Annotated in this window: 21 protein-coding genes; 7 read left to right on the forward strand and 14 right to left on the reverse strand. The window is 59.1% G+C overall.

All coding sequences use genetic code 11. The features are described 5' to 3' along the window. The first annotated feature begins 345 nt into the window (after nt 1-345). From AC1D35_RS20740 to AC1D35_RS20755, 4 genes are read left to right on the forward strand one after another with little or no spacing between them, the layout of a single operon-like run. Nucleotides 346-1,221, forward strand: a complete 876-nt coding sequence (locus tag AC1D35_RS20740; protein WP_113296480.1) for a carbohydrate ABC transporter permease — start codon at nt 346-348, stop codon at nt 1,219-1,221. Next, complete coding sequence (locus AC1D35_RS20745; protein WP_477853420.1) at nt 1,218-2,126, forward strand: carbohydrate ABC transporter permease; 909 nt, start codon at nt 1,218-1,220, stop codon at nt 2,124-2,126. Before AC1D35_RS20740 ends, AC1D35_RS20745 begins: the two co-directional genes overlap by 4 nt. A 4-nt stretch (nt 2,127-2,130) precedes the next feature. Continuing rightward, entirely contained in the window at nt 2,131-3,234 is a 1,104-nt protein-coding gene (locus AC1D35_RS20750; protein ID WP_477853422.1) for an ABC transporter ATP-binding protein, read from the forward strand. Between the two features lie 26 nt (nt 3,235-3,260). Then, complete coding sequence (locus tag AC1D35_RS20755) at nt 3,261-4,508, forward strand: ABC transporter substrate-binding protein (protein ID WP_477939880.1); 1,248 nt, start codon at nt 3,261-3,263, stop codon at nt 4,506-4,508. 73 nt (nt 4,509-4,581) lie between these two features. Here AC1D35_RS20755 and AC1D35_RS20760 read toward each other — a convergent pair whose 3' ends face one another. Both AC1D35_RS20760 and AC1D35_RS20765 read right to left on the reverse strand, forming a co-directional pair. After that, nucleotides 4,582-5,025: a VOC family protein gene (locus tag AC1D35_RS20760; protein ID WP_477853425.1), complete on the reverse strand. Its 444-nt coding sequence runs from the start codon at nt 5,023-5,025 to the stop codon at nt 4,582-4,584. A 3-nt stretch (nt 5,026-5,028) separates the two neighbouring features. Next, nucleotides 5,029-5,463: a VOC family protein gene (locus AC1D35_RS20765; protein WP_477853426.1), complete on the reverse strand. Its 435-nt coding sequence runs from the start codon at nt 5,461-5,463 to the stop codon at nt 5,029-5,031. A 258-nt stretch (nt 5,464-5,721) separates the two neighbouring features. On the opposite strand from AC1D35_RS20765, the gene AC1D35_RS20770 reads away from it, so the two are divergent. After that, nucleotides 5,722-6,594 (forward strand): IclR family transcriptional regulator, encoded by an 873-nt coding sequence (locus tag AC1D35_RS20770; protein ID WP_477939883.1) that lies wholly within the window; start codon nt 5,722-5,724, stop codon nt 6,592-6,594. Nucleotides 6,595-6,737: 143 nt separating this feature from the next. Here the strand turns inward: AC1D35_RS20770 and AC1D35_RS20775 are convergent, their stop codons facing one another. The 3 genes from AC1D35_RS20775 to AC1D35_RS20785 all read right to left on the reverse strand — a co-directional run bounded on the left by AC1D35_RS20775 (nt 6,738) and on the right by AC1D35_RS20785 (nt 10,053). After that, nucleotides 6,738-7,844, reverse strand: a complete 1,107-nt coding sequence (locus tag AC1D35_RS20775) for a Gfo/Idh/MocA family protein (protein ID WP_477939885.1) — start codon at nt 7,842-7,844, stop codon at nt 6,738-6,740. Nucleotides 7,845-7,871: 27 nt separating this feature from the next. Beyond that, the gene (locus AC1D35_RS20780) at nt 7,872-8,801 is read right to left on the reverse strand and encodes a sugar phosphate isomerase/epimerase family protein (RefSeq protein WP_477853433.1); all 930 of its coding nucleotides are present in this window, start codon (nt 8,799-8,801) and stop codon (nt 7,872-7,874) included. Between the two features lie 193 nt (nt 8,802-8,994). Next, the gene (locus AC1D35_RS20785) at nt 8,995-10,053 is read right to left on the reverse strand and encodes a substrate-binding domain-containing protein (protein WP_477939887.1); all 1,059 of its coding nucleotides are present in this window, start codon (nt 10,051-10,053) and stop codon (nt 8,995-8,997) included. Nucleotides 10,054-10,281: 228 nt separating this feature from the next. Between AC1D35_RS20785 and AC1D35_RS20790 the strand changes: the two genes are divergently transcribed. Beyond that, nucleotides 10,282-11,211 carry an aldo/keto reductase gene (locus AC1D35_RS20790; RefSeq protein ID WP_113307595.1) on the forward strand — a complete coding sequence of 310 codons (930 nt, stop codon included), beginning with the start codon at nt 10,282-10,284 and terminating at the stop codon, nt 11,209-11,211. Between the two features lie 239 nt (nt 11,212-11,450). On the opposite strand, the gene AC1D35_RS20795 is transcribed toward AC1D35_RS20790, so the two are convergent. The 7 genes from AC1D35_RS20795 to AC1D35_RS20825 form a co-directional block, all read right to left on the reverse strand. Further along, nucleotides 11,451-12,191 (reverse strand): tyrosine-protein phosphatase, encoded by a 741-nt coding sequence (locus AC1D35_RS20795; RefSeq protein ID WP_477939889.1) that lies wholly within the window; start codon nt 12,189-12,191, stop codon nt 11,451-11,453. 2 nt (nt 12,192-12,193) lie between these two features. Further along, nucleotides 12,194-13,054: a carbohydrate ABC transporter permease gene (locus AC1D35_RS20800; RefSeq protein ID WP_477939891.1), complete on the reverse strand. Its 861-nt coding sequence runs from the start codon at nt 13,052-13,054 to the stop codon at nt 12,194-12,196. After that, nucleotides 13,044-13,997 (reverse strand): carbohydrate ABC transporter permease, encoded by a 954-nt coding sequence (locus AC1D35_RS20805; protein ID WP_113296491.1) that lies wholly within the window; start codon nt 13,995-13,997, stop codon nt 13,044-13,046. Before AC1D35_RS20805 ends, AC1D35_RS20800 begins: the two co-directional genes overlap by 11 nt. 81 nt (nt 13,998-14,078) lie before the next feature. After that, on the reverse strand, nt 14,079-15,374 hold the full coding sequence (locus AC1D35_RS20810) for an ABC transporter substrate-binding protein (protein WP_477853440.1): 1,296 nt from the start codon (nt 15,372-15,374) through the stop codon (nt 14,079-14,081). Nucleotides 15,375-15,390: 16 nt separating this feature from the next. Then, nucleotides 15,391-16,233: a metallophosphoesterase family protein gene (locus AC1D35_RS20815; RefSeq protein WP_477939893.1), complete on the reverse strand. Its 843-nt coding sequence runs from the start codon at nt 16,231-16,233 to the stop codon at nt 15,391-15,393. A gap of 111 nt (nt 16,234-16,344) precedes the next feature. Next, nucleotides 16,345-16,986, reverse strand: a complete 642-nt coding sequence (locus AC1D35_RS20820) for a TetR/AcrR family transcriptional regulator (protein ID WP_477853444.1) — start codon at nt 16,984-16,986, stop codon at nt 16,345-16,347. Nucleotides 16,987-17,175: 189 nt separating this feature from the next. Continuing rightward, nucleotides 17,176-18,900, reverse strand: a complete 1,725-nt coding sequence (locus AC1D35_RS20825; protein WP_477853446.1) for a peptidoglycan D,D-transpeptidase FtsI family protein — start codon at nt 18,898-18,900, stop codon at nt 17,176-17,178. A gap of 368 nt (nt 18,901-19,268) precedes the next feature. Between AC1D35_RS20825 and AC1D35_RS20830 the strand changes: the two genes are divergently transcribed. Next, complete coding sequence (locus AC1D35_RS20830; protein ID WP_477853448.1) at nt 19,269-19,442, forward strand: hypothetical protein; 174 nt, start codon at nt 19,269-19,271, stop codon at nt 19,440-19,442. 43 nt (nt 19,443-19,485) lie between these two features. On the opposite strand, the gene AC1D35_RS20835 is transcribed toward AC1D35_RS20830, so the two are convergent. Both AC1D35_RS20835 and AC1D35_RS20840 read right to left on the reverse strand, forming a co-directional pair. Then, entirely contained in the window at nt 19,486-20,796 is a 1,311-nt protein-coding gene (locus AC1D35_RS20835; protein ID WP_477853450.1) for an HlyD family type I secretion periplasmic adaptor subunit, read from the reverse strand. Next, nucleotides 20,783-22,630, reverse strand: coding sequence for a type I secretion system permease/ATPase (locus AC1D35_RS20840; protein ID WP_477939897.1), 1,848 nt, complete (start codon nt 22,628-22,630; stop codon nt 20,783-20,785). Before AC1D35_RS20840 ends, AC1D35_RS20835 begins: the two co-directional genes overlap by 14 nt. Nucleotides 22,631-22,637 lie beyond the last annotated feature (7 nt).

Consider the following 22,637-nt stretch of genomic DNA (forward strand, 5'->3'; position numbering starts at 1 on the left):
ATCGGGACCGTCATCACCATGGAGGCGGCCATGACCGCTCCCAATCGGTGTTGAACTCGGTTGAGAACTCCGCAAGCCCGATCGGCAGCGGGCGTCGATCTCGTGCCTGAGCGGGCGAGACAGTATCTCCCGGAAGACGACCAGGCCTTCTTCGATTGATCGGCTGCGGCCGCCCTCCTATCCAACTTCAGCGTGAGCAATACCTCCGGGCTCAGCCAATTCTCATTGACATCGCCATTTTTTGGTCCCTATAGTTGATGCGTTATGAACTATATCCTGTTCATATAAGAACAGATTGACAGCGAGCTGGAGGAGCGGAGCGCTGGTGATCTGAGGAGGAGGCTCATGGGAATCCGATGGAGCCGCGTCATCCCGCATCTGGCCGTTGCGCCTGCGGCGCTGTTGACGCTTGTCTTTTTCATTGGGGCGATAGGCTGGACCGTCTATCTCTCGTTCACGGCGTCCAGACGCTTCCCCGACTATGAATTGGTCGGCTGGAAGCAATATTGGCGGCTTTTTCACGATCCGTCCTGGACCCTGGCGCTGCAGAACCTCGTCATCTTTGCCGTTGGCAGCCTGTTGTCGATCGTGATGGGTTTCATTCTCGCTGCGCTGATCGACAAGGAAGTGCATGGCGAAGGCATCTTCCGCACTGTTTTTCTCTATCCGCTTGCCGTCTCGCTGATCGTTACTGGCCTCGTCTGGCGCTGGCTCTTCAATCCGGGCCTCGGCGTCGAGAACGTGCTTCATTCGATGGGCTGGGAGAGCGCCTCCTTCAACTGGCTCGCGAGCCAGGACACGGTGATGTTCGGCGTCATCCTGGCGGCTGTCTGGCAATCGACCGGCTTCTTCATGGCGCTGATGCTCGCCGGCCTGAAATCGATCAATACCGAGATCTGGCAGGCCGCCCGCCTCGATGGCGTGCCCTTTTGGCGGCTCTATATCGAGGTCATCATCCCCATGATGAAGCTCACGTTCCTGACCTGCATCATCCTGCTCTGCATCGGCGTGGTGAAGGCCTATGACATCATCGTTGCCATGACCAATGGTGGACCCGGCGGCGCATCGGTCATGCCTGCCTATTTCGTCATCGACGCCTATTGGCAGAAGCAGAATCTCGGCTTCGCCTCGGCAGGTGCCACCGTCATGCTGCTCACGACCCTTGTGCTCTTCCTGCCGCTCGTCATTCTCACCGCCATCCGGCAAAGGAGGGAGGCATGACGGCGATCTCAGCGACATCACAATCGCGCCGCGAGACGAAAGTGCGCCGGCGTCCGCTGATCCGGCCGAACCGGGTGGTGATCTTCGTCTTCCTGCTGATGGCGGCCGCCTTCTTCGCGGTCCCGCTCTACGTCATCGTCGTGACGTCCTTCAAGACGATGGATCAGATCCGCGAAGGGCAGATATTCTCCCTGCCCTCGCCCGGGACGACCGATGCGTGGTCCTACGCCTGGATGCAGGCTTGTTCGGGTATGAACTGCAACGGCGTGCGCATCGGCTTCATCAATTCGCTCTATATTCTTGCTCCCAGTCTGGTCCTGACGATCTCGCTGTCGATCGTCACCGGCTACGGGCTGGCCCTCTGGAACATCAAATGGGCGAACGGCTTCCTGTTCGTGCTTTTCATCTGCGCCTTCGTGCCGTTCCAGATCATCATGTATCCGTTGATCAAGATCGCCGGCGCGCTGCATATCTACGGTACGACATTCGGCATCGCCGTCATTCACAGCGTCCTGTCGCTGCCCTTCCTCACATTGATCTTCCGAAATTATTTCAAGGGAATGCCGCCGCAGATCATCGCCGCGGCGATGATCGATTCCGGTTCTTTCTGGCGGATCTTCTTCGAGATCGTCCTGCCGATGTCCGGCAATATCATGATCGTCGTGCTGATCCTGATGATCACGGGAATCTGGAACGACTTCCTGGTCGGACTCACCTTCGGCGCCCAGGATACGCAGCCGATGACGGTTGTGCTCAATAACATCACGGTGACGACGACGGGCGCCAAGAATTACGCGGTCGACATGGCCTCGGCGCTGCTGACCGCCCTGCCGCCGCTCGTCATCTACTTCGTTCTCGGCAGGTTCTTCGTGCAGGGCATCACTGCCGGCGCCATCAAGGGATAGAGGCATGCCTTCCATCGCATTCAACAATATCGTCAAGAAGTTCGGTGCACTGACGGTTATCGAGAACCTGAACCTCAGCATCGGCGACGGAGAATTTCTGGTCCTGCTCGGGCCGTCCGGCTGCGGCAAGACTACGCTGCTCAATCTTCTGGCCGGCCTACTGGAGATCGACGACGGGGAAATACTGATCGACGAGCGGGATGTCAGCTATCTCGATCCCAAGGATCGGGGCCTTGCCATGGTCTTCCAGTCCTACGCGCTCTATCCCACCAAAACTGTGCGCGGAAACATGAATTTCGGGCTGACGTCGCGCGGCATCTCGCGGGTGGAAGCAGACAAACGGATCGCCTGGGCAGCCAAGCTGCTGCAGATCGAACACCTGCTCGATCGCAAGCCATCGCAACTCTCTGGCGGCCAGCGCCAGCGCGTGGCGATCGGCCGGGCGCTGGTCAAGCAATACGGGGTCTGCCTGTTCGACGAGCCACTTTCGAACCTCGATGCCAAGCTACGCAACGAGATGCGCATGGAGATAAAAAAGCTCCACAACCAGCTCAGGAACACCGTTGTCTATGTCACCCACGACCAGGTAGAGGCCATGACGATGGCCACCAAAATCGCCGTAATGAACAAGGGCGTCATCCAGCAATTCGGCACGCCGGACGAAATCTACAACGAACCGGCCAATCTCTTCGTCGCCGACTTCGTCGGCTCACCGGCCATGAACCTGCTCGACTGCGTCGTTAGACAGGAAGGCAGCGATCTCGTCGCCGTGGATGAGAAGGACAGCATCCGCATCAATCTCGGCGAATATAAATGGAAGGTTGGCGCCGACGACGGCAAGCCAGTCAAGATCGGCTTCCGTGCCGAGGAATTGCTGATCGAGGAGCGCGCGGATGCAGGCAACACCGTCCGCTTCGACTGCCCGGTCGAATATTTCGAAAAATCTGGTCCTGACGCCTTCGCCTTCCTGACCATGTCGGGAAAGAGCATCGCCGTGCGCATCGATGGTCGTGATGCAAACCGCTATCGAGGCAAACCGGCTCTGCCCGTTTATCTGCCGCTGACCAAGTTGAACGTCTTCGATGCGCCGACCGGCCGGCGGCTGTGACCAGATTCAAAAGGGAGGAATGTTGCATGACAAAATGGAAATCGCTGAAGGGGCTATCGCTCCTGCTTGCCGCGACGACACTTGCCGCAAACGCCTGGGCAGATGAAGTCGTCGTCTATCACACCTGGTCAAAGCCCTCGGAAATCGCGGCTCTAGGCGTTCTCAGGGACGCTTGGGCAAAGGACGGCCACCAATGGAAAGACCTGTCCATCGCCCATGACTCCGGCGCCAATGTCAGCCTCATGAACATGATCACCGGCGGCAATCCGCCTGCGATCTTCATGAATTCCGATCCCGGCATCTATCGGGATCTGAACAAGCAGGGCCTCGGCGTGCCGCTCACCAAGCTGTTCGACAGCATCGGCGCCACGAAGAATTTCCCGCCCTCGGTTCTGAAAAACATCACCGTCGACGGCGAGATCGTGAAGGCGCCTGCGACAGTGCATATCGACGGCATGGTCTATTACAACAAGCATGTGGCGGAAGCCGCCGGTGTCGATCCGAAGTCTTGGAAATCGCTTGACGACCTCTTCGCGGATTTCGACAAGGTCAAGGCGGCCGGTTACATCCCGATTGCACAGGGCGGCGACCAGTTCCAGAAGGCCTATCTGCTGCAGGCCTTGATCGCTTCCGAGGAGGGTCCCGCGATCTACGATCGTTTCTATGGTGAAAAACCAGACCGCACAGTGATCGATACGCCTGAGATGCGGGCGGCGCTCAAACGCTTCCGCCAGATCGCCGACCACACGGATCCGGGCTCCCCGAACCGCCAGTGGAACGACACGACCAATCTCGTGATCACCGGCAAGGCACTGCTTCRGATTCATGGCGACTGGATGAAAGGCGAGTTCGTCGCCGCGCAGAAGAAGCTGGGCACGGATTTCGACTRCATCAATATTCCCGGCACCAAGGCTGTCGTCGTCACTGTCGATTCCTGGGGTTTCCTCAACACCAACAACGCTGACACGGCAAAAGCCCAGGAAGACTTCGCCAAGCTCGATGTCGATCCGAAGCTCAATGCCGAGTTCGTCTTGAAGAAGGGTGCAAGCCCTGTTCGTACCGATGCCGATACGACAAACCTCGATGCCTGCAACAAGCTCGTCCTGGAAACCCTGAAGGACCCGACGAAACAGGTTTCCAACCCCTTCAATACGGCCGACGCCGACTGGTATCGCACCATCTGGCAGGAAGCCGACAAATATTGGAGCGATCCGAAGCGGACTGATGACGAGTTTGTGCAGGCGATGCAGGACGCCTACGACCAGATCTTCTGAAATAGCGCTAAAACAACCCGGCAGATCGCTGCCGGGTTGTTTTAGTTATCAACTTGTCGCTAAAACAGTCTAATCAGACTGATTCTGTATGCAGTCTCTTGATGGCCTGTAGCTGAATGCAATCGGGCGCCATCTCCATAACTTCGATCTGCGTGCCATCGGGGTCCTCGATCCATGCCCCGCGATTGCCGTCGATGCCGATTTTGGTCGGCCGCGGCTTGCTCGGCTGGATACCGACTTTCGCAAGCTCCTCGAACGTCTTGTCGATATCTTCGACAGTGAGGCAGATATGGAAGATGCCAATGACGTCTGGGCCGGCTTCCGGCCGCTTTACGCCCTTCGGGAAAAGCTCCAGATACTGGTCGTCGTTGATGCGCAGATAGACGATCCACGCCTCTCCCTGATCGTTGAGCAATCGCGTCATCTCGCGAAAGCCGAGCTTCTGGTAAAAGGCCAAGGACTTGTCGAGGTCGTTGACGCGCAATGCGATATGGCCGAGATGCTTGAAAAGATCCATGGCTCAGCCTCGTCCGTTGATACGGCGAATGGCAGCCGTCTGCATGGCGTCTGCGCCGAGCTGCATCAGCTCGATGCGGTTGCCTTCCGGATCTGCGATCCATGCCTGATAATTGTTGTCGACGCCGAGCTTCTTTTCAGCCGTCAGGACCACGCCGCGGCCGGTGATATCGGCGATCGCCTCGTCGATGTTTTCGACTTCGAGGCAGAGATGATTATAACCGACATTGGCAAAAGGCGGCGCACTATCGCCGACACCCTCGGGGAACAGTTCGATGAACTGCGTATCGGTGATTTTGAGGTAGACGATCCACAGGCGGCCGTCGCGCTCCAGCCGGAACATTTCGTCGAAGCCCAGCTTGTTGACATAGAAGTCGAGCGAGCTGTCGATGTTCTTCACACTGACGGCCACATGTCCGATCGATTTCACGCTCTTCATTGCATCCTCCTCCGTATTTCCGTTTCACCTGCGCGTGCTGAAGCAGCCGCGCGCCGAACCTCCGATCCGGCACATTTCAGGAAGGCCGCGTCGGGAATATTACGACGTGACGTTTCCTATTTGAACTGATATAAGTTCATTTAAGAATTTATCGGCATTCTCATGCCGGAGTCAATCGGAAGGAGCCGCGATTGCGTGAACTCCATGCATTGCTTATGGAAGGCGAAGCATTGCCTGATGGGGTTCGCAGGATTTTCAATGACGGACATTAGTGAAGACGCAGCGCAGAAGTATCGTATCCCCGTCATCGAGCAGATGGTGGAGGTCTTTGCCCTCCTGGAACGCACGCCGGAGGGAGCGACGATCCGCGATGTGGTCAAAGCTGTGCGGCTGTCACGCACCACCGTCTACCGTATGCTGAACACGCTCAGCGCCTACGATTTCGTGCATCGTTCGCCGGCCGGAAGCTACACGCTCGGCAGGCGCCTTCTGACGCTTGCGGCCCATGTCGCCCCGACCGTTGCCAGTTACGATCTGCTGGCGATCGCGCAGCCGCATCTGAACAAGATCTCCGAGCTTCTGGGTGAAGGCAGCAAGCTGACGGTGCCATCAGGCGACAATATTTTGGTCGTTGCTTCGGCGCAGGGGCATGGCCAATATGCGCTGTCGGCGACGGCTGGCCAGCGGCTGCCGTTTCATGCCGGTGCTGCCGGTAAAATCCTGCTTGCCTTTTCGTTGCAGGAGGACATCGAGCGGCGCCTGACCAAGCTCGAACGCTTTACCAACCAGACGATCACCGAYCCCACGAAGATGCTTGAGGAGCTTGCTCTGATCCGCAAGCAGAATTGGGCACGGGACATGGGAGAGCAGATGTCAGGTGTTCATGCGATCGCAGCCCCGGTGAGGGATCACCAGGACACGGTCATTGCAGCCGTCAGTATTCCCTTCGTCACGGGCGTGGACGAAAAACGCGTGACTGATATCCGGCAAGCGGTGATCGCCGCTGCACAATCGATCACCAACGACATCCGATCGGCGACCCCCGCAATGCCGTCAGTCGATCTGATCGACGAGAAGCCGGTGCCAAGGCGCGCGCCCGCGAAGACGGCGGCCAAACCGAAGCAGAGATAGAGGTCTGACGAACCTCCACGCTCAAAGCAGGCCGCGTTCAAAGATCACCTCGACGGCTAGCCGCAATCTCCGAAAGCTTGGTTTCTTCCCGGAGACGAATGGTGCATTCGCGCATCGCTCGCCTGACCGTCCGAGAGGAAGACTTACGTGAATTTGCCTTCCTTCAAATGCCGGGGAATCGGGTCTGGACGGCCGCAGCTGCTGCGGATGGTAACCGCCCGTTTCGATTGGGCTGACCGTTCAAAAGCGGTCATGACTTCAAGGGCATGGAAGGCGAGTTCCGAGGAGACGCGATGCGGCCTGCCGGAGCGCAGCGAATCCACCATTTCGGCAGCACCCAGTCCCCTAAGACCCAGATGGCCTGGAACACCTTCGACATAGGGATGGTCGACGGCCACCTCTTCCCAGGCTTCGTCGCCCTCGGTGAAGATCTCGACCTTGCCGGTGAAGTTGTTCGGGTCCGGCGTCACCATCGAGCCCTTGGAACCATAGATCTCGATCTGGTTGTGCTTATGCCTGATGACGTCAAAGCTCGTGGCGATCGTTACGGTCGCGCCGCTATGGAATTCCATGACGCCGGTCAGATGCGTCGGCGTCAGCACCTTGATCGTCTCGCCGAAACGTGGCTGCGTCTTCACAGTCCGCTCTATGCGGGTGACCTTGGCAGCGCCGAAGACCTCGCGAACCGGCCCGAGAAGGGCAATCAGATTGGTGACGTAATAGGGGCCGACATCGAGCATCGGCCCGCCGCCGCGACCGTAGAAGAAGGCCGGATTGGGATGCCAATGCTCATGACCTGGCAGAAGCAGCATGGCGGTTGCGGAAATCGCCGTACCGATGCGGCCCTCGTCGTAAAGGCGGCGCGTCAACTGATGACCGCCGCCAAGGAACGTATCGGGCGCGCAGCCGAGCCGCAGATCACCAGCGCGGGCAAGCGCCATCAGTTCCTCGGCTTCCTCCATGGAAACCCCGAGCGGCTTTTCCGAATAGACATGTTTGCCGGCAAGCAGCGCCCTCTTGCTGATGGAATAATGGGCGGTCGGCGTGGTCAAGTTGATGATGAGGCCGATCTCGGGATCGGCGAGCATTGCGTCAAGCGACACCGATTGAACGCCGAACTGCTCGGCGAGCTTGCGCGCCGGTTCCTCATAGAGGTCGTAGATCGACTTCACACGAATGAAGTCGAACATATGCAGCGTCGCGACATAGGTGGCGCTGATGTTTCCGGCACCGACAATGCCGACTTTCATGGGGCTGCTCCCGCTCATTCTGGCTCCTCAGGCGATGATGATGTCGAGTTCGGCGGCACAGTCGCGCAGATAGCGAATGCCGCGTCTCATTTCGGAATCGAATTCCGGCGTCGCTTCACGAAAATGCGTCCAGTGCGACGCGCCGGGCGCATCCTCAAGCTCCAGCGTGATTGGGCCGGAATAGCTTATGGTGCGCAAGGCTGCAAAAATCGCCTTCCAGTCGATCTTGCCGCGACCGGGGCGCCAGTGGGCATTGGTGTGCCCTTCATTGTCGGAGAAGTGCGTGTTGTAGATCCGGTCGCCGAGTTGCAGCACCACGTAATGCGGCATGTCGCCTGCGGGGAAGAGATGGCTGGGGTCGAAATTGAGGCCGAGATTGGGAGCGCCGGTACGCTCGATCAATCGCAGCATGCCCTGCCCCGAACTGACCCAGCGATAAGGATGTGGCTCGATGGCGACACGCAGCCCGGCATCCGCGGCAATGGCGCAGGCGGCCGCAAAGCCTTCGACGACGACCTCATATTCCTGTGCCCAATCCCATTCGGGCCTCACGGCAGCCGACCATTCCTGGGCCGTCGGTCGCTGCAGGATCGGCCTGATATCCGATTGGAAAGGGTAAGGCGTCATGCTTGTCATGATCGGTGTGCCGATCTTTGCTGCCAGCTCGACGCCGCGCTTATAGGCATCGAGGTCCACACGGGAGACAGGCGCGCCGTCATCACGTGAAAATGGCAGATTGTAGAAGAAGTTGGTCAGCGTCAGCCCTTCACCGTCGGCGATCGACTTGAGTTCGCGGATCGTCTCGTCGGTGTAATAGCCGAGCATGTCGACCGACCATGCAGTCAGCTCGAACCCTTTGCAACCGGTGGCCGCCAGCCGCCGCAAAGGCGCTGCATAAGGCGGATTCCAGTTGAACGTCCAAATTGGCGAGCCGAAAAAAAGTGCTTGAGCACCCACGCCGTCCTCCCACTTTTTCGCCCTTTGGGCGCTCCAACCCGCTCCAAAAGTCGATTTGTAACGTTACGAATGCATCGCAAACCCTATGTTGTCAATGTTATCAGCTAAGGAATTTTAGCCGCATGGGGCAAGGAAATGTGAATTCGTAACGTTACGAACGACTTGAACTGCACAGGATTTCTTGGGGGATTTTTTAGCGAAGGCTGAATTCGCTACGGCGCTCAAGAAAGCTGGCGCGAACGACCTCGTTCAGGCCCGACGCCGCCTCCCCCCGCATCGATCTGTAGAGAAGATCGCCAAGGCGCTGTCCGATGATGAAATTTGGAAAATAATAGGTGCTGAGAGGGGGAGTATAGAAGTCATGAAGGCGGCTACCGGAATAGGTCAGGATTGAAAAATCCTCTCCAACCTTTCGGCCGAGATCGGCAAGGCCGGAGACAAAACCGAGGGCTGCCTCGTCGCTTGCGACGAACGCACTGGTGACCTGGGGATATCTAGCAAGCGCATCCACGGCGATCTTCTTGCCGCTATCAGGCGTGGTTGCGGTGAAGAACATCCGCTCGTCGGGAACGGTCAAGTTCCTGCGGTTGAACTCCGCTGTCCAGCCTTTGATGAATTGCAGGCTGTAGGTGAATTGGCTCGATGGGGCAACGAGAAGCGGCGCCTTGTGCCCGGCATCGAGCAAACGCGCCGCCGCAGCTGCGCCGATCTCCTCGTGATCGATATCGACGCTCGGATGTTTGCTGAGCAGTTCGGTGCGGCCGAAGGTGACGAAGGGCATTCCGACTTCCAGCAGGTATTTCACCCGGTCGTCCTGTGGCCTCGTATGCGTGAGGATGACGCCGTCGACCGTTCCTTCCTCGACGAGATCCCTCACCGTTGCGAGCGGGTCGTCAGCCTGAAACTGCGGGACGACCGTCGTGCGGTAGCCATGTTGTTTCATCGCGCCGCAAAAACCTTCGATCAGCGAAGCGACGACGATATTCATCTCGCCGTCCCGATAAAATGGCATGATGACGCCGACGGCATGGGTCTTGCCCGTTCTCAGATTGATGCCGCCGAGATTCGGACGGTAGCCGAGCTCGGATGCGGCTTTCTTGACGAGGTCAATCGTCTCGCGATTGACCTCGGGGCCATCCTTCAATGCGCGACTGATGGTCGTGACGGAAAGGCCGAGCGATTTCGCCACGGTGCGCAGGGTCACCCGCTGTGCAGCCCTGCGGGATGCCGCCAGTTTCGCTTGATCCGCCACGCAGATTTCCTCCAATTCGACAGCCGACACCGTTACAGCAATACCGCGATCTCTAACCTATCGCGCGAGTTGCGTCCAAAGGGAGCTATCAGATCCGAAGCTCGCTACGTTGGATACTCAACGATGTCGGTCGTTGAGAGCAGCAGCTTCGGCTAGCCACGCGACCCCCGTTCCCGTAAAAGCTGATAACCATTTAGTTATTTCGCAACCCCGCCTGAGGTACTCGTCATGAAATTCTACAAGCTTCCGCAGACTGATCTCGAAGTGTCAAGCATCATCCTCGGCATGATGCGGATCGCCAATATGAGCAATGGCGAAATCCAGAAATTGATCGGCGGCGCACGCGATGCCGGCGTGACCTTTATCGATCACGCGGACATTTATGGCGGCGCACCGCATCGCTGCGAGGCCCGTTTCGGCGAAGCGATCTCCCTGACGCCTGCCGAGCGCGAGAAGCTTCTCATCCAGAGCAAAGTCGGCATCCGCAAGGGATTTTTCGATTTCTCCGCCGAACATATTCTGGCCTCGGTGGATCAGTCGCTTGCGGCGCTGAAGACCGACTATCTCGACGTGCTTCTGCTGCATCGCCCTGACACGCTTGTCGAACCCGAGGACGTGGCCGCAGCCTTCGACACGCTCAAATCTTCCGGCAAGGTCCGGCATTTCGGCGTTTCCAACCACACGCCGGGTCAGGTCGAATTGCTCAAGACTGCGGTCAAGCAACCGCTCATCGTCAACCAGGTACAGCTCAGCATCACCCATGCGCCGCTGATTGCATCAGGCGTTGCCGCCAATATGGCGGGACTCGATCAGTCGGTCGATCGCGATAACGGTCTCCTCGACTATTCCCGGATCAACGGCATGATGCTGCAGGCCTGGTCGCCGTTCCAGAAGGGTTTCTTCGACGGCGTATTCCTTGGCGACCGCGAAAATTTCGCCGATTTGAACGACGCCATCGACGAACTCGCGAAGGCCTATGGCGTAACGCCGACAGGCATTGCCGTCGCCTGGATCACCCGTCACCCGGCAAAGATCCAGGTTGTCCTCGGCACCACGAAGCCGGAGCGTGTCGCCGAAGCAGCAGCCGGCTCTTCTGTCTCGCTGACCCGCGAGGAATGGTATCGGCTGTTCAGGGCTGCAGGACACACGCTGCCTTGATCTGCTGTGAGGAATAGCCGTCCGATAATCGGGCGGCTACCCTTGCGGGGCGGAGGTGCAGCTGTGATGACGGATGGCATCCCCAGCAATTCGGCACGCCTGAGGATATCGACGATCGCCCGGCCAACATATTCGTGGCAAGCTTCATGGGGTCGCCCGCTTTGGTGACGGATGGCGGCCGAAGCCCAACAAACGTTGCTGGCATCACGCCAAGTTGCTTTTAATTAGACAGAGAAGCCTCAGACAAGCCGCCGCTCGAGACTGGTGATTTCCGATTGGCCCAAGCCCATCTGCGCGAGATAGGCGCCAACGCCGCCGTAACGTGTGGCGAGGTGCCCGAGTGTGCGGGCCATGCTGTGCGGTGCCGACGCGAGGATCACTTCCGCAAGGCTCGAAGGAATACCGCGTGCGATCGCCCGTGCATGGAAGTCGGCAAGCAAGGGAGCGAATATCGATCCGGTCAGCGCGTAATCTTCGATGATAACAGCGTCATCGACGCCGGCCTGTGCGAGCATCAGAGCCGCAATGATGCCGGTGCGATCCTTGCCAGCCGAACAATGGAAGAGGACGATCCCATCAGGTGCGTGTGCGATCGTCGTCAGCACTTTGGCGATCGCTGGCTGACAATTGTCGAGTGCCTGGCAGTATCGGTCGCCCATATGGAAATCGGACAATTGCGCTGCCATCATTTCAACCGGCGCCAAAGCCGAAAATAGCGGGACGTTGTCGTAACGAACCCGCGCATCCTCCGTGAAAGGATTGGCCTCCTGAGCGAGTTCCTGCGGATTGCGCAAGTCGATCACTGTCGTCACCCCATAAGCGATCAGCGCCTCGATATCGGCCGCGCTCAGCGCATGCAGTGCGTCGCCGCGCAGAACCGAGCGCCAACGCGTCAGTCCACCGTTGCCCGCCGGATAGCCGCCAAGGTCGCGCACGTTGCGAGCGCCGGTAAGCGCGATAAGTCTCTCATAATTTTGCATGATCAGCGGATTCCAGATTTCATGAAGGATTCGATGACGTGACGCTGGAGAACGAGATAGATCAGAAGGATCGGCAGGCTGGCGAGCGCTGCCGCCGCCATCAGCGGTCCCCAGRGGTTGCCCTCCTGGGTCATGAACATCTGCAAGCCGATCTGCACGACCGAATTCTCGGGCTTGCGCGACAGCAGCAGCGGCCAGAAATATTCGTTCCAGGCGGAAATAAAGGCGATGATCGACAAAGACGCGATGGGCGCGCCCATGTTGGGTATGACGATCTGCCAGAGGATGCGCAGGCTTCGCGCCCCATCCATGCGCGCAGCCTCCAGCACTTCGGTCGGGAAGGCCCGCATGGCATGATAGAGCAGCAGGATCGCGAATGCGTGGGCGGCATTCGGCACGACCAGACCCGCCAAGGTGTCGAGCAGCCCGAGCCTGGAGGCGAGCACATAGTTCGGGATCATCGTGACCTGGAAAGGCACGAGCCAGGACAAGGCAATCAGACCGTGAACGACGGCTGACAGCCGCATGCGCCAACGTACCAATGCATAGGCGGCGAACATGCCGGTGGTTACCTGCAGCAAGGCGGTCGCGGCAGCTACGATCGTCGTGTTGAAGAGCATCTGCAGCATCGGCACGCGCGTCAAAACAAAGAGGTAATTGTCGAACGTCGGATCGGACGGCCAGAACGCCGTCGAAAAGATTTCGTTCTCCGGTCGCAACGATGTGACGATCATCCAGTAGATCGGAAAGATCGAAACGAACGAGAGCACGATCATGACGGCGTGCACGCCGAACTTGCGCCCGAATCCGCGGGACGGTGCTGATCGGCCCGGCCGGTGGTCGTCGAGGGCATCAGTTGTCATAGAAGGCAAACCTCTTCGTCAGCCACATGCAGAGAGCGGCAAGCACCGCGAAGCCGGCGAAAGCGATCATGCCGGCGGCCGAGCTCCAGCCGGCCGAAAGCGTCTGGAAACCGTATTCCCAGAGCAGGTAAAAGATGTTGGTCGTCGACTTTAGCGGGCCGCCATTGGTCAGCACGTTGATATAGGCAAAGCTCCATTGTGCGCCGAAAAGTACCGTCATCATCGACAGCAGCAGGATCGTCGGCGAGAGCAACGGCAGCCTGATATCGCAGATGATACGCCAGCGGCTGGCACCGTCGATGCGCGCGGCTTCGATATAGGACGGGTTGATACCCGCATTGGCGGCCGAAAAGAGCAGTGTCGAAAAGCCGATCAGCTTCCAGCCGGTGATCCATGTCAGCGTCGGCAGGGCATAGAGGGGATCGGTGAGAAAGCCGATGCGGCCGAGCCCCAGGCCTTCGAGGGAAAGCGTAATAAGCCCTTGATCCTCATTCAGCAGCCAGCGCCACAGGATGGCCGCGACGACAGGAGCGATGATCATCGGCACGAAGATCAGCGACCGGTAGATCGTCCGGGCGCGGCCGCCGAGATCCTGCGTCCAGATTGCCACGAAAAGGGGAATGATCACCGACATCGGAAACAGGCCGATCGTGTAATAGAGCGTGTTCCAGAGAGCGTTGCGCATTTCCGGCAGCGCCAGCAGCCGCTGGTAGTTGGTCAGCCCGACAAAGCGTTGCGGCGACGTCGGCAGCATGTTCCACTGATAGAAAGACAGGCGGAACGTCTCGGCAAGCGGGATGTAGGTCCAGACCATCAGCAGGATGAGCGCGGGCGTAAGATACAGCCAGGGTGAAATGGTAAAGCGTTCGCGGGTGATTTCCGATTGCACCGAAGCCGTTTTCGTTAAGGCGGCGCCGGCCACCTCTGCCTGGATATCTGTCATTGACGAAAGCTCCGATCGACTGTCGGTGAAGGGCGGCCCTCGCCGCCGCCCCTCACCTTCCTCGTGAAGACTGCGGCTGACTTACGGCATCAGGTCCTGACCCTGCTCCTGCGCACCCTTCAGCGCTTCGACCGGGTCGCCGCTTCCGAAGACGGCTTCGCGAACGCCGTCCATCATCATCTTCTCGACCTGGCGATAATTCGGTCCGGGAAAGGCAACATTGGCCGTCAGACGGTCGAGCTGTTTGATGTTGGCCCGAAACATCGGGTTTTCCTTGAGCCAAGGGCCAAGATAGTTCGGGTCGTCGACGATATCGAGGCGCAGCGGCAGGTAGCCGATCTTGCTGGTGATGATCGTGTAGGCTTCCTTGCTCGTCAGATATTTGAGGAGCTCATAGGAGGCGCGCTGCTTGTCGGGGTCCTTGCTGAAGACGAAGAGGGCGCTGCCGGAATTGGTCGGTGCCGTCGGCTTGTCGCCAAAGGAGGGCATCGGTGCAAGCCGCAGCTCGAACTTGCCCTGAGCCGACTTCTTGACGCTGGAAAGCAACGCGCTCGTATAGAGGAACATGCCCATATTGCCCGCGGCAAACGTATCGGATGCACTCGCCGGATCGATCTTGGCATGGGCGCCGCTGTCGACCATGTTGCGCAGCATCTTCACGGCGTCCGCCGCGTCTTTGTCGGCAAAGGTCAGCGTGTTGCCGTCGCGCACCCTGCCGCCATTCGACATGACGATCGACTGATAGACGAAGGTGCCGTCGGTCGGACCATAGGCGCCGGGGAAGAAGCCGTTCTTGCCGGTCTTCTCCTTGATGGCCTTGCCGGCAATGTTGATATCGTCCCAGGTCCTCGGCGGCTTGTCGGGATCGAGGCCCGCCTGCTTGAAGAGGTCGGCATTGTAAAACAGTATCGGCGTCGAGAAGGTATAGGCAAGGCCATAGGTCTTGCCGTCGACCTTTCCGAGCTCAAGTCCCTGCGGGATCATGCCGGTGAGCTGATCCTTCAATTCGTTCGCATCGACCATGTCTTCGAGGGCATTGGCGCCGAGGTCGCTGGAGATATAGATCAGGTCACGGAATACCAATTGCGCCACGTCCGGCTGCTTGCCTGCAACGATATCGGCCTGCACGCGCGACATGATCTCGTTGGATGGGACGGCGACGGTCTCGACCTTGATGTTGGGGAATTTCTTTTCGAAACCGGCGAGCAGTTCCTTGGTTGCGTCGGCCCCGGCGCTCGCCGAGGCGAGATTGTAATTGTAGAAGCTGATCGTCACCGGCTTGTCGACAGATGCGGGCATCTCGGCAAATGCGCCTGATGGTAAGAGCGAGACGGCGGCGAGCGCTGCCGTGAACTTCAACGTGGTCCTGCGCAACATGCATGTCTCCTGACGTTTATTCGGCGGCGACGGGCACGGCCCGTGCCAACAGCATTTCGAGCGGATAGGTGTTGAGCTCGGCGCGGTCGGACGGCAGCGGCACGAAGGCCATGGTGAGACCGGACGGACGGATGGTGCCGATGCCGAATGAGGCGCCGCGAACCATGCGCAAAATGTCGGTGCGCAGAATGTCGGTCGCGGCATGCTGGCCGGTTCCGACGACGACGGGAATGCCGTGCCAGACGGATACGCGGTCATGATGGATGTGGCCGCTGAGGATGCCGATAACATTGCGACCCTTAAGCAGAGTTCTGAAGCGTTCCGACTGCGGAAAATGAATAGTCCGCCAATGGGTTGCATCAGGATCTTCACCCAAAGCCGGCGGATGATGAACGACGATCAGCTTCGGCAGATCGGGATGCGTATCCAGTGTCGATGCCAGCCAGTCGAACTGGTCCGGATCGATGGTGCCGCCGATCAGTCCCGGCGTCGAGGAGTCGATAGTGACGATGTGGATGCCATCGACGACGGCGTCGTGATCGTAGGGTGCATCCGGATCATCCGTTGCAACCGCCATGCCCTCGTAGAATCCGGGGCGCGTATCGTGATTGCCGAGCGCATAGATCACCGGCACGTCGATGCGTGCATCCATGATCTCCTTCAGCCGGCGGAAGCTTTCAGCGTCACCACGGTTTGTGAGGTCGCCGCTGACGATCACGAATTGCGGCCTGGGCGTGACTGTGGCGACCAGATCGAGCACTTGGTTGAGCGTGTCGGTCGTATCGCTGTACAGATGATCGTCATCGGTAGTGCCGATGTGCAGGTCGGTCAGATGGATGAAAGTGGTATCTCGGCGCATTGGAAGGCTCCCTGACAGTTCTCTCATGGGAACCGATAGAGGGAGCGTGTTTCGCAGGCGTGACGGATTTCGAATGCTGTTCGAAACACGTTCGGACTTAGTCTGAGGAAGTCAGGAAAGCCGACGGAACATTGGTGCAATCACCTCCACCATGCGCGCGATGACGAGATCCGGATTGTCGAGATCCATCTGATGATTGGTTAGAAGCTCGGTGCGCTGCCGGCTGCGGGTGACCTGCGAACGGATGCCGAGCGCGCAATTCAGACGCCAGCCGATATCCACCTCGTCGAGCCAGGGCGCAATCCGCTTCAATTGCGGAATGAAGGCCCGGTGATGCTCGACGTCCTCGATAATGCGACGGTAGTGAGGCGCGCCGTCACGATGGCTGTGTGCCATAGAGGTGAAGTGCGACAGCACAGGATAGCTCGACGTTGGATCGGTCGCCCAGCGGATCGACGGACCGACGAGGGCTGCAATCACCTCTTCGATATCGGGAGGATTGGGTGCCCGCCGATCGACAGCTTTCTGCAGCAGGCTCAGGCGCTCGGCGTTCAGCCGACGATACACACGCTCGGCAACAGCGGTGATCAATTCTTCCTGGGATCCGAAATGATAGGCGATCGCCGAAGGCGTCGCCTGCGCCTGGATCGCAATCCGGCGCGCCGTCAGCTCTTCCAGGGCATGCGCCTCGCAAAGCAGCAGCTCGCAGGCATCCATGAGGCGTTTTGCAGTGACGTTCGTTCGGCTGGACATGAGGCGCACACCTTCGCCCAATGACTAGGCCGCAAGTATGTAGCCCAGATGACGCAACGTGATGAAAGTTGGGTAACCTCCATTGCCGGCCCGACGCCGTCTCGAAAGCACACTCTGCGGCTGAGGACGTTCAACCACCTTTGTAGCAAACGACCGACAGAGGCGATTCCAAATCGCGGCCGCTACCCCTCAATATGAGGCTAGCAGGTTCTGCCCGAAATCCGGTTCGACGCCCAGAATAGGTGCGGCGCGGCTGATGATGTCATGGACCATGGGGGCTGCCGTATTCGTCGCGAAGGTGAGCCCGTGCTGGCCTGTCAGCGGTTCGTCGATAAAGGACAACACGACGTATTTCGGCGCATCGATCGGGAAGGCCGCGAGATAGGCGTTGAAGCTCAGCGTGTGCGAATAATGGCCGTTCACGACCTTGTTCGCCGTGCCCGTCTTGCCGCCGACATGGAAACCAGGCACGTCGGCGGTACGTCCGGAGCCTTGTTCGCCATTGAGCTTGAAGAGCGCGCGGATCGTGTCGCTTGTGCTTTTCTTGACGATCTGCTGCTCGGTTTTCGCTGCCTCCTCGGCCGAGCGCGGCAGGAAAGTCGGCTCTATGAGCTCGCCGCCATCGACGAGAGCGGCACCGGCAACGGCTGTCTGCAACGGCGTGGTTGCGACACCATGGCCGAAGGAGATGGTGATCGAGTTGATCTTCTTCCACACTTTGGGCTGTGTCGGCGTTTTTACCTCCGGCAGTTCGGTCTGCATTTTGGTCAGGAGGCCAAAACGGGTCAGATAGTCCTTCTGACGATCCATGCCGACGAGGTCCATCATTCTTGCCGTGCCGATATTGGAAGAATAGCGAAAGATTTCCGGAATGGTCAGCCAGCGGCGCGGCACGTCATGGTCGTCATGGATGATGAAGCCGCCGTAGTGCAGCGGGCCGGTAGCGTCGAAACTGTCCGAGAGTTTGACCGTGCCGCTGTCGAGTGCCAATGCCATCGAGAAGGTCTTGAAGGTCGAGCCCATTTCGAAGGTGCCGTTTGACATGCGGTTCAGCCAGCCTTCGCTACCGGTCGCCTGAGGGTCATTCGGGTCGAAATCGGGGGCGGAAGCCATGGCGAGCACCTCGCCCGTATGGATGTCGAGGATGACGGCGCCGGCAGCCTTGCCCTTGTAGGTGGTGATAGCATCGGTGACGACGTCATGAACGACATTCTGCGCCCGAATGTCGATCGACAGCTTCACCGGCTCCAGATTCTCGCGCACTGCGAGCCCGGTGGATTCCAGATCCGAAAGGCCCTGCATGTCGAGATACTTCTCCATGCCGGCTATGCCCTTGTTGTCTATATCGACATAGCCGAGGATGTGAGCAGCGGTACGCCCGCCAGGATAGAAGCGCTTCACCTCGGGGCGGAAGCCAATGGCGGGAAGGCCGAGGGCCAGAACGTCGCTTTGCTGTTTCGGCGTCAGCTGGCGACGCAGCCATGTGAACTGCGAACGCTTGTCCGACAGCTTCTGATAGAGCGTTTTCCGGTCGAGTTCCGGGAAAAGCTGCGTGAGTTTCTCGACCGCTTCATCGACATCGACCATATGGCTTGGCTCGGCAAACATCGAAACCGTGCGGATATCGGTCGCCAGCAGCTCGCCGTTTCGGTCGAGAATATCGGGCCGGGAGGCCATGATCGGATTCGGCGGAATGCTCGATGTCGTCGTGTCGACGGCAAGGCCATAATAGATCAGCTTGCCGAACATTCCGACGTAGACGATGCCTAGGACGCCTGCGAGGGTGACGATGCGGCTTCTGGCTTGCCGTGCCGTTCCGGTGGTCTTGCGAGCGGCCCGCGTGAAAGGGGCAGCTTCGAAGGTGAGCTTCACCAGTCGACCGCTTCTTACGCTGATACTATGAATGATCGACATTGCCACACACCGAGAACAGAACGCACCAGCGCATAACCCACCCATCGGCATCGGCTATCAAGGGGATATGTGCGGATTTAAAGCCTAAGAAGCGGAACACATTCTCACGGCTCTGGTAGAGCTTTAAACCTCTCCCCATCTGGCGCCTGGATGGTTAACAAGGTCTTATCCGACTACGTGTGTTTTTGTCGCAGTTGCCCGATGCCCACCACACCAATGGAGGCTTGCGCAATTAAAACGATTTTAAAATATTCGCTCCAAAAGCTAATCGATTTTAATTTTATGATTAAATTTTTCTTGTTGCAGCGCAAAAGAATTCGCGCCTTTAATCGCTGCGAACGGTCAAATTGCTCTGTCGAGGAACGCACATGACAATGACATTTCCGCTAACTGAAAAGCGCAATGCCGATGAGCTGTTGAAGCATCTGATCCAGCACAATCTCTCCTGTCCGGGAAATTGTGCCGTTTCGCTCAAGGCTCACGTTGCCCTCGTCACTTCCTCTCATACGTTCGCGCTGGGAACCGCCCGTACGGCATGGTAGCGGGCAAAAAGCCGGGCTGCGAATTTCACGATTGCTTCCGATCTTAATCCTCCCGGAAGGCGCGCAGGATCTGGTCGGAGAGCGGTTTGACGAAATAGGAAAGCGCGGTGCGGTCATCCGTTTTGATCATGACCTCGGCCGGCATGCCGGGGACGAGCGTGAGGCTCTTCAGCTTTTCTTTTTCGGCACGCGGGACGGCGACACGCACCAGGTAGTAGGACTGGCCGGACCGTTCGTCGGTGGCCAGATCAGCCGCAATTCGGCTGACGAAGCCGGTGAGCTCGGGTGTCGTGCGAAGATTGAATGCGGTCATTCTCAACAAGGCTGCGTGCCCGATCTGGATCTGGTCCACGTCCTTCGGCGCAATCTGAACTTCAAGGGCCAGATCATCGCCTTCCGGCACGATCAGCATGATCGGATCGGCAGGAGAGATTACGCCGCCGACGGTATGGACCGCCAATTGGTGCACGACGCCGGATTGCGGAGCGACAATATCGATGCGCTTCAATTCATCCTCGGCTGCGACTTTGCGCTCGACATATTCGCCGATCTGCGCCTGGACCTCCCGCAATTCACGGCCGACTTCGGTTCTCAGATCTTGATCGATCTGCAGGATCTGCAGCCGCGTTTCGGTGATCCGGCCGGCCGACTGGGCCTGGAAGGCAATCTTCTCACCGCGTTCTCCGCCAAAGGTCGCAGCCTGGGTCTTGAGGCCGTTCAGCCGCTGGTCGGAAACGATGCCCTGTTCGCGCAACCTGTTCAGGGCGGATATTTCGGCGTTGAGAACCTCTATTCCCTCGCCATAGGCAACTTCCTGGGCCTTCAGTCCGGCGATTTCATGCTCGAACTGCGCGATGCGCTGATTGAGCTGGGCTTTCTGCCCTTCCCTCGCGTCCCGCCGGGACTCGAATAATCGAGATTCGCTATGGATGGCAGCAGCCACCTCAGGATCCTTTTCGTCAGCAAGCAGCCAGTCTGGAAAAGCGATGTCATCAAGATCGTCACGTTCGGCCTCCAGCCGCGCCAACCGCGCGGCCAATTCGTTCAGCCGCTTCGTGACGATCGCCAGGTTGGCGCGGGCCTGGGTAGCGTCGAGGCGCATGAGGATGTCACCAGCCCTGACCTCATCACCCTCTCCCACAAGGATTTCTCCGACGACCCCGCCCTTCGGGTGCTGGACCTTCTTGACGTAGGAATCGACGACAAAATGCCCCGGTGCCACCACCGCTCCAGAGAGATCCGTCACCGAAGCCCATGCCCCCGCACCTCCGACCATCGCCAGCGAAGCGATAACGCCCACCATCAGGTGGCGGCGGATTGAACGGCTGACTTCCCGGTCATCAATGTCTGACATCGGCATCCTCCTGACTATCCGATATGGCGCCGTTTGCTGGATCGGATGTCGTCTGCGCCGCGTTTGCGATCACTCGCAGCGGTGGCGTACTCACGCCGGTTGCCGGAAAGCCCCGGCCTGCCGGCAGGCCCGATCCGCTTTTCAAAACCCTGGAAAGAACCTCGTCACGCGGACCGAAAGCCTTTTGCCTGCCACCCTCGATCATCAGCACATGATCGACGATCCCAAGCGCACTCGGTCTATGGGCAACGACGACGACGATGCCCTTGCGATCGCGAACCGCAGCGATGGCTCTGACGACAGCGGCTTCGCCCTCGGCATCCAGATTGGCGTTGGGCTCATCGAGGACGACCAGAAACGGATCGCGATAAAGGGCGCGCGCAAGGCCGATACGCTGGCGCTGACCTGCCGAGAGTGCGGCTCCGGCTTCGCCGATCTGCGTCTCGTAGCCGAGTTCGAATTTCAAGATCAGCTCATGGGCACCGGCCGTGCGCGCCGCGGCGATGATCGCTTCCGCATCGGGAGCTTCCTCGAACCTCGAAATATTTTCGGCAACGGTTCCGTCGAACAGTTCGACGCCCTGTGGGAGATAGCCGATATGCTCACCGAGTGCGGCGCTGTCCCATTGGTCGAGGCTGGCGCCATCGATCCGGACCTTGCCGGCCGAGGGCTGCCAGGCGCCGACGAGGATACGCGACAAGGTCGACTTGCCCGATCCGGACGGACCGATCACGCCGAGAGCGCTTCCTGCGGCCAATGAGAAACCGAGCCCGGCCAGCGTCGGTTTTCTTTCGCCCGGAGGCACGACGGTCACGGCCTCGATGCGCAACTCACGTTCGGGCCGCGGCAGAGCTGTGACAGGTTTGGCCTCGGGAATCTTGTCGAGCAGGTCCTGAAGCCTTGCCCAGCTCTGGCGTGCCATCAGGAACGGCTTCCAGTTGCCGATTGCAAGCTCGACCGGCGCGAGCGCCCTGCCCATCATGATCGAGCTTGCGATCATGATGCCGCCCGTGGCTTGTTGCGTGATCACGAGATAGGCGCCGACAGCAAGGATGGCGGACTGCAGCATCATGCGCAGCGATTTCGACACGCCTCCCAAGCCACCGCCGATGTCGCCGGCACGGCGGTTGGCCGCAAGATAGGCGGCGTTGACCTTCAGCCATCGTTTGGCGAGCCTCGTTTCCAGTCCCATCGCCCGGACGACTTCCGCGTTGCGACGGGTACCTTCCAGAAGGCCGTTGCGGATCATGTTCTGGGCAATGGTCTCGCGGATAGGACCTTGCGACAGCATGTTGGTGATCAGCGTCAGTGAGACAAGGATGATCGCGCCAATGAGCGCCGTCACGCCGATCCAGATATGGAATAGGAAGCATATGCCGAGATAAAGCGGCATCCAGGGAAGGTCGAAGAAGGCCGTCGGTCCGGTGCCGGACAGGAAGCCGCGGACATTGTCGAGATCCCGCAACGGCTGCAGGCCGTCACCTTGGGCTCGACTGACCAATGGAAGGCGTATCACGGCCTCATGAACGCGGGCGCTGAGCTTCCCGTCGAACCGCTCTCCGATCCGCAGCAAGACGCGGGCGCGAATGATATCGAGGACCGACTGGAACGCGTAGAGGCCGGCGGCAAGCACTGCCAGACCAATCAGCGTCGGAACGCTGCCGCTTGCGAGCACGCGATCGTAGACCTGCAGCATGAACAGGGGCGATGTCAGGGCGAGCAGGTTGACGACCCCGTTGATGAGGGCAATGGCGACGACATTGCTCTTCAGCGGAAGGATCGTCGCCGCAGCAAAAGGCTGCGGCGACGTCCGAACCAAAAATTGGTTCTTCATCGGCCGA

This window comes from Rhizobium sp. P1_E6 (genome assembly GCF_056405875.1).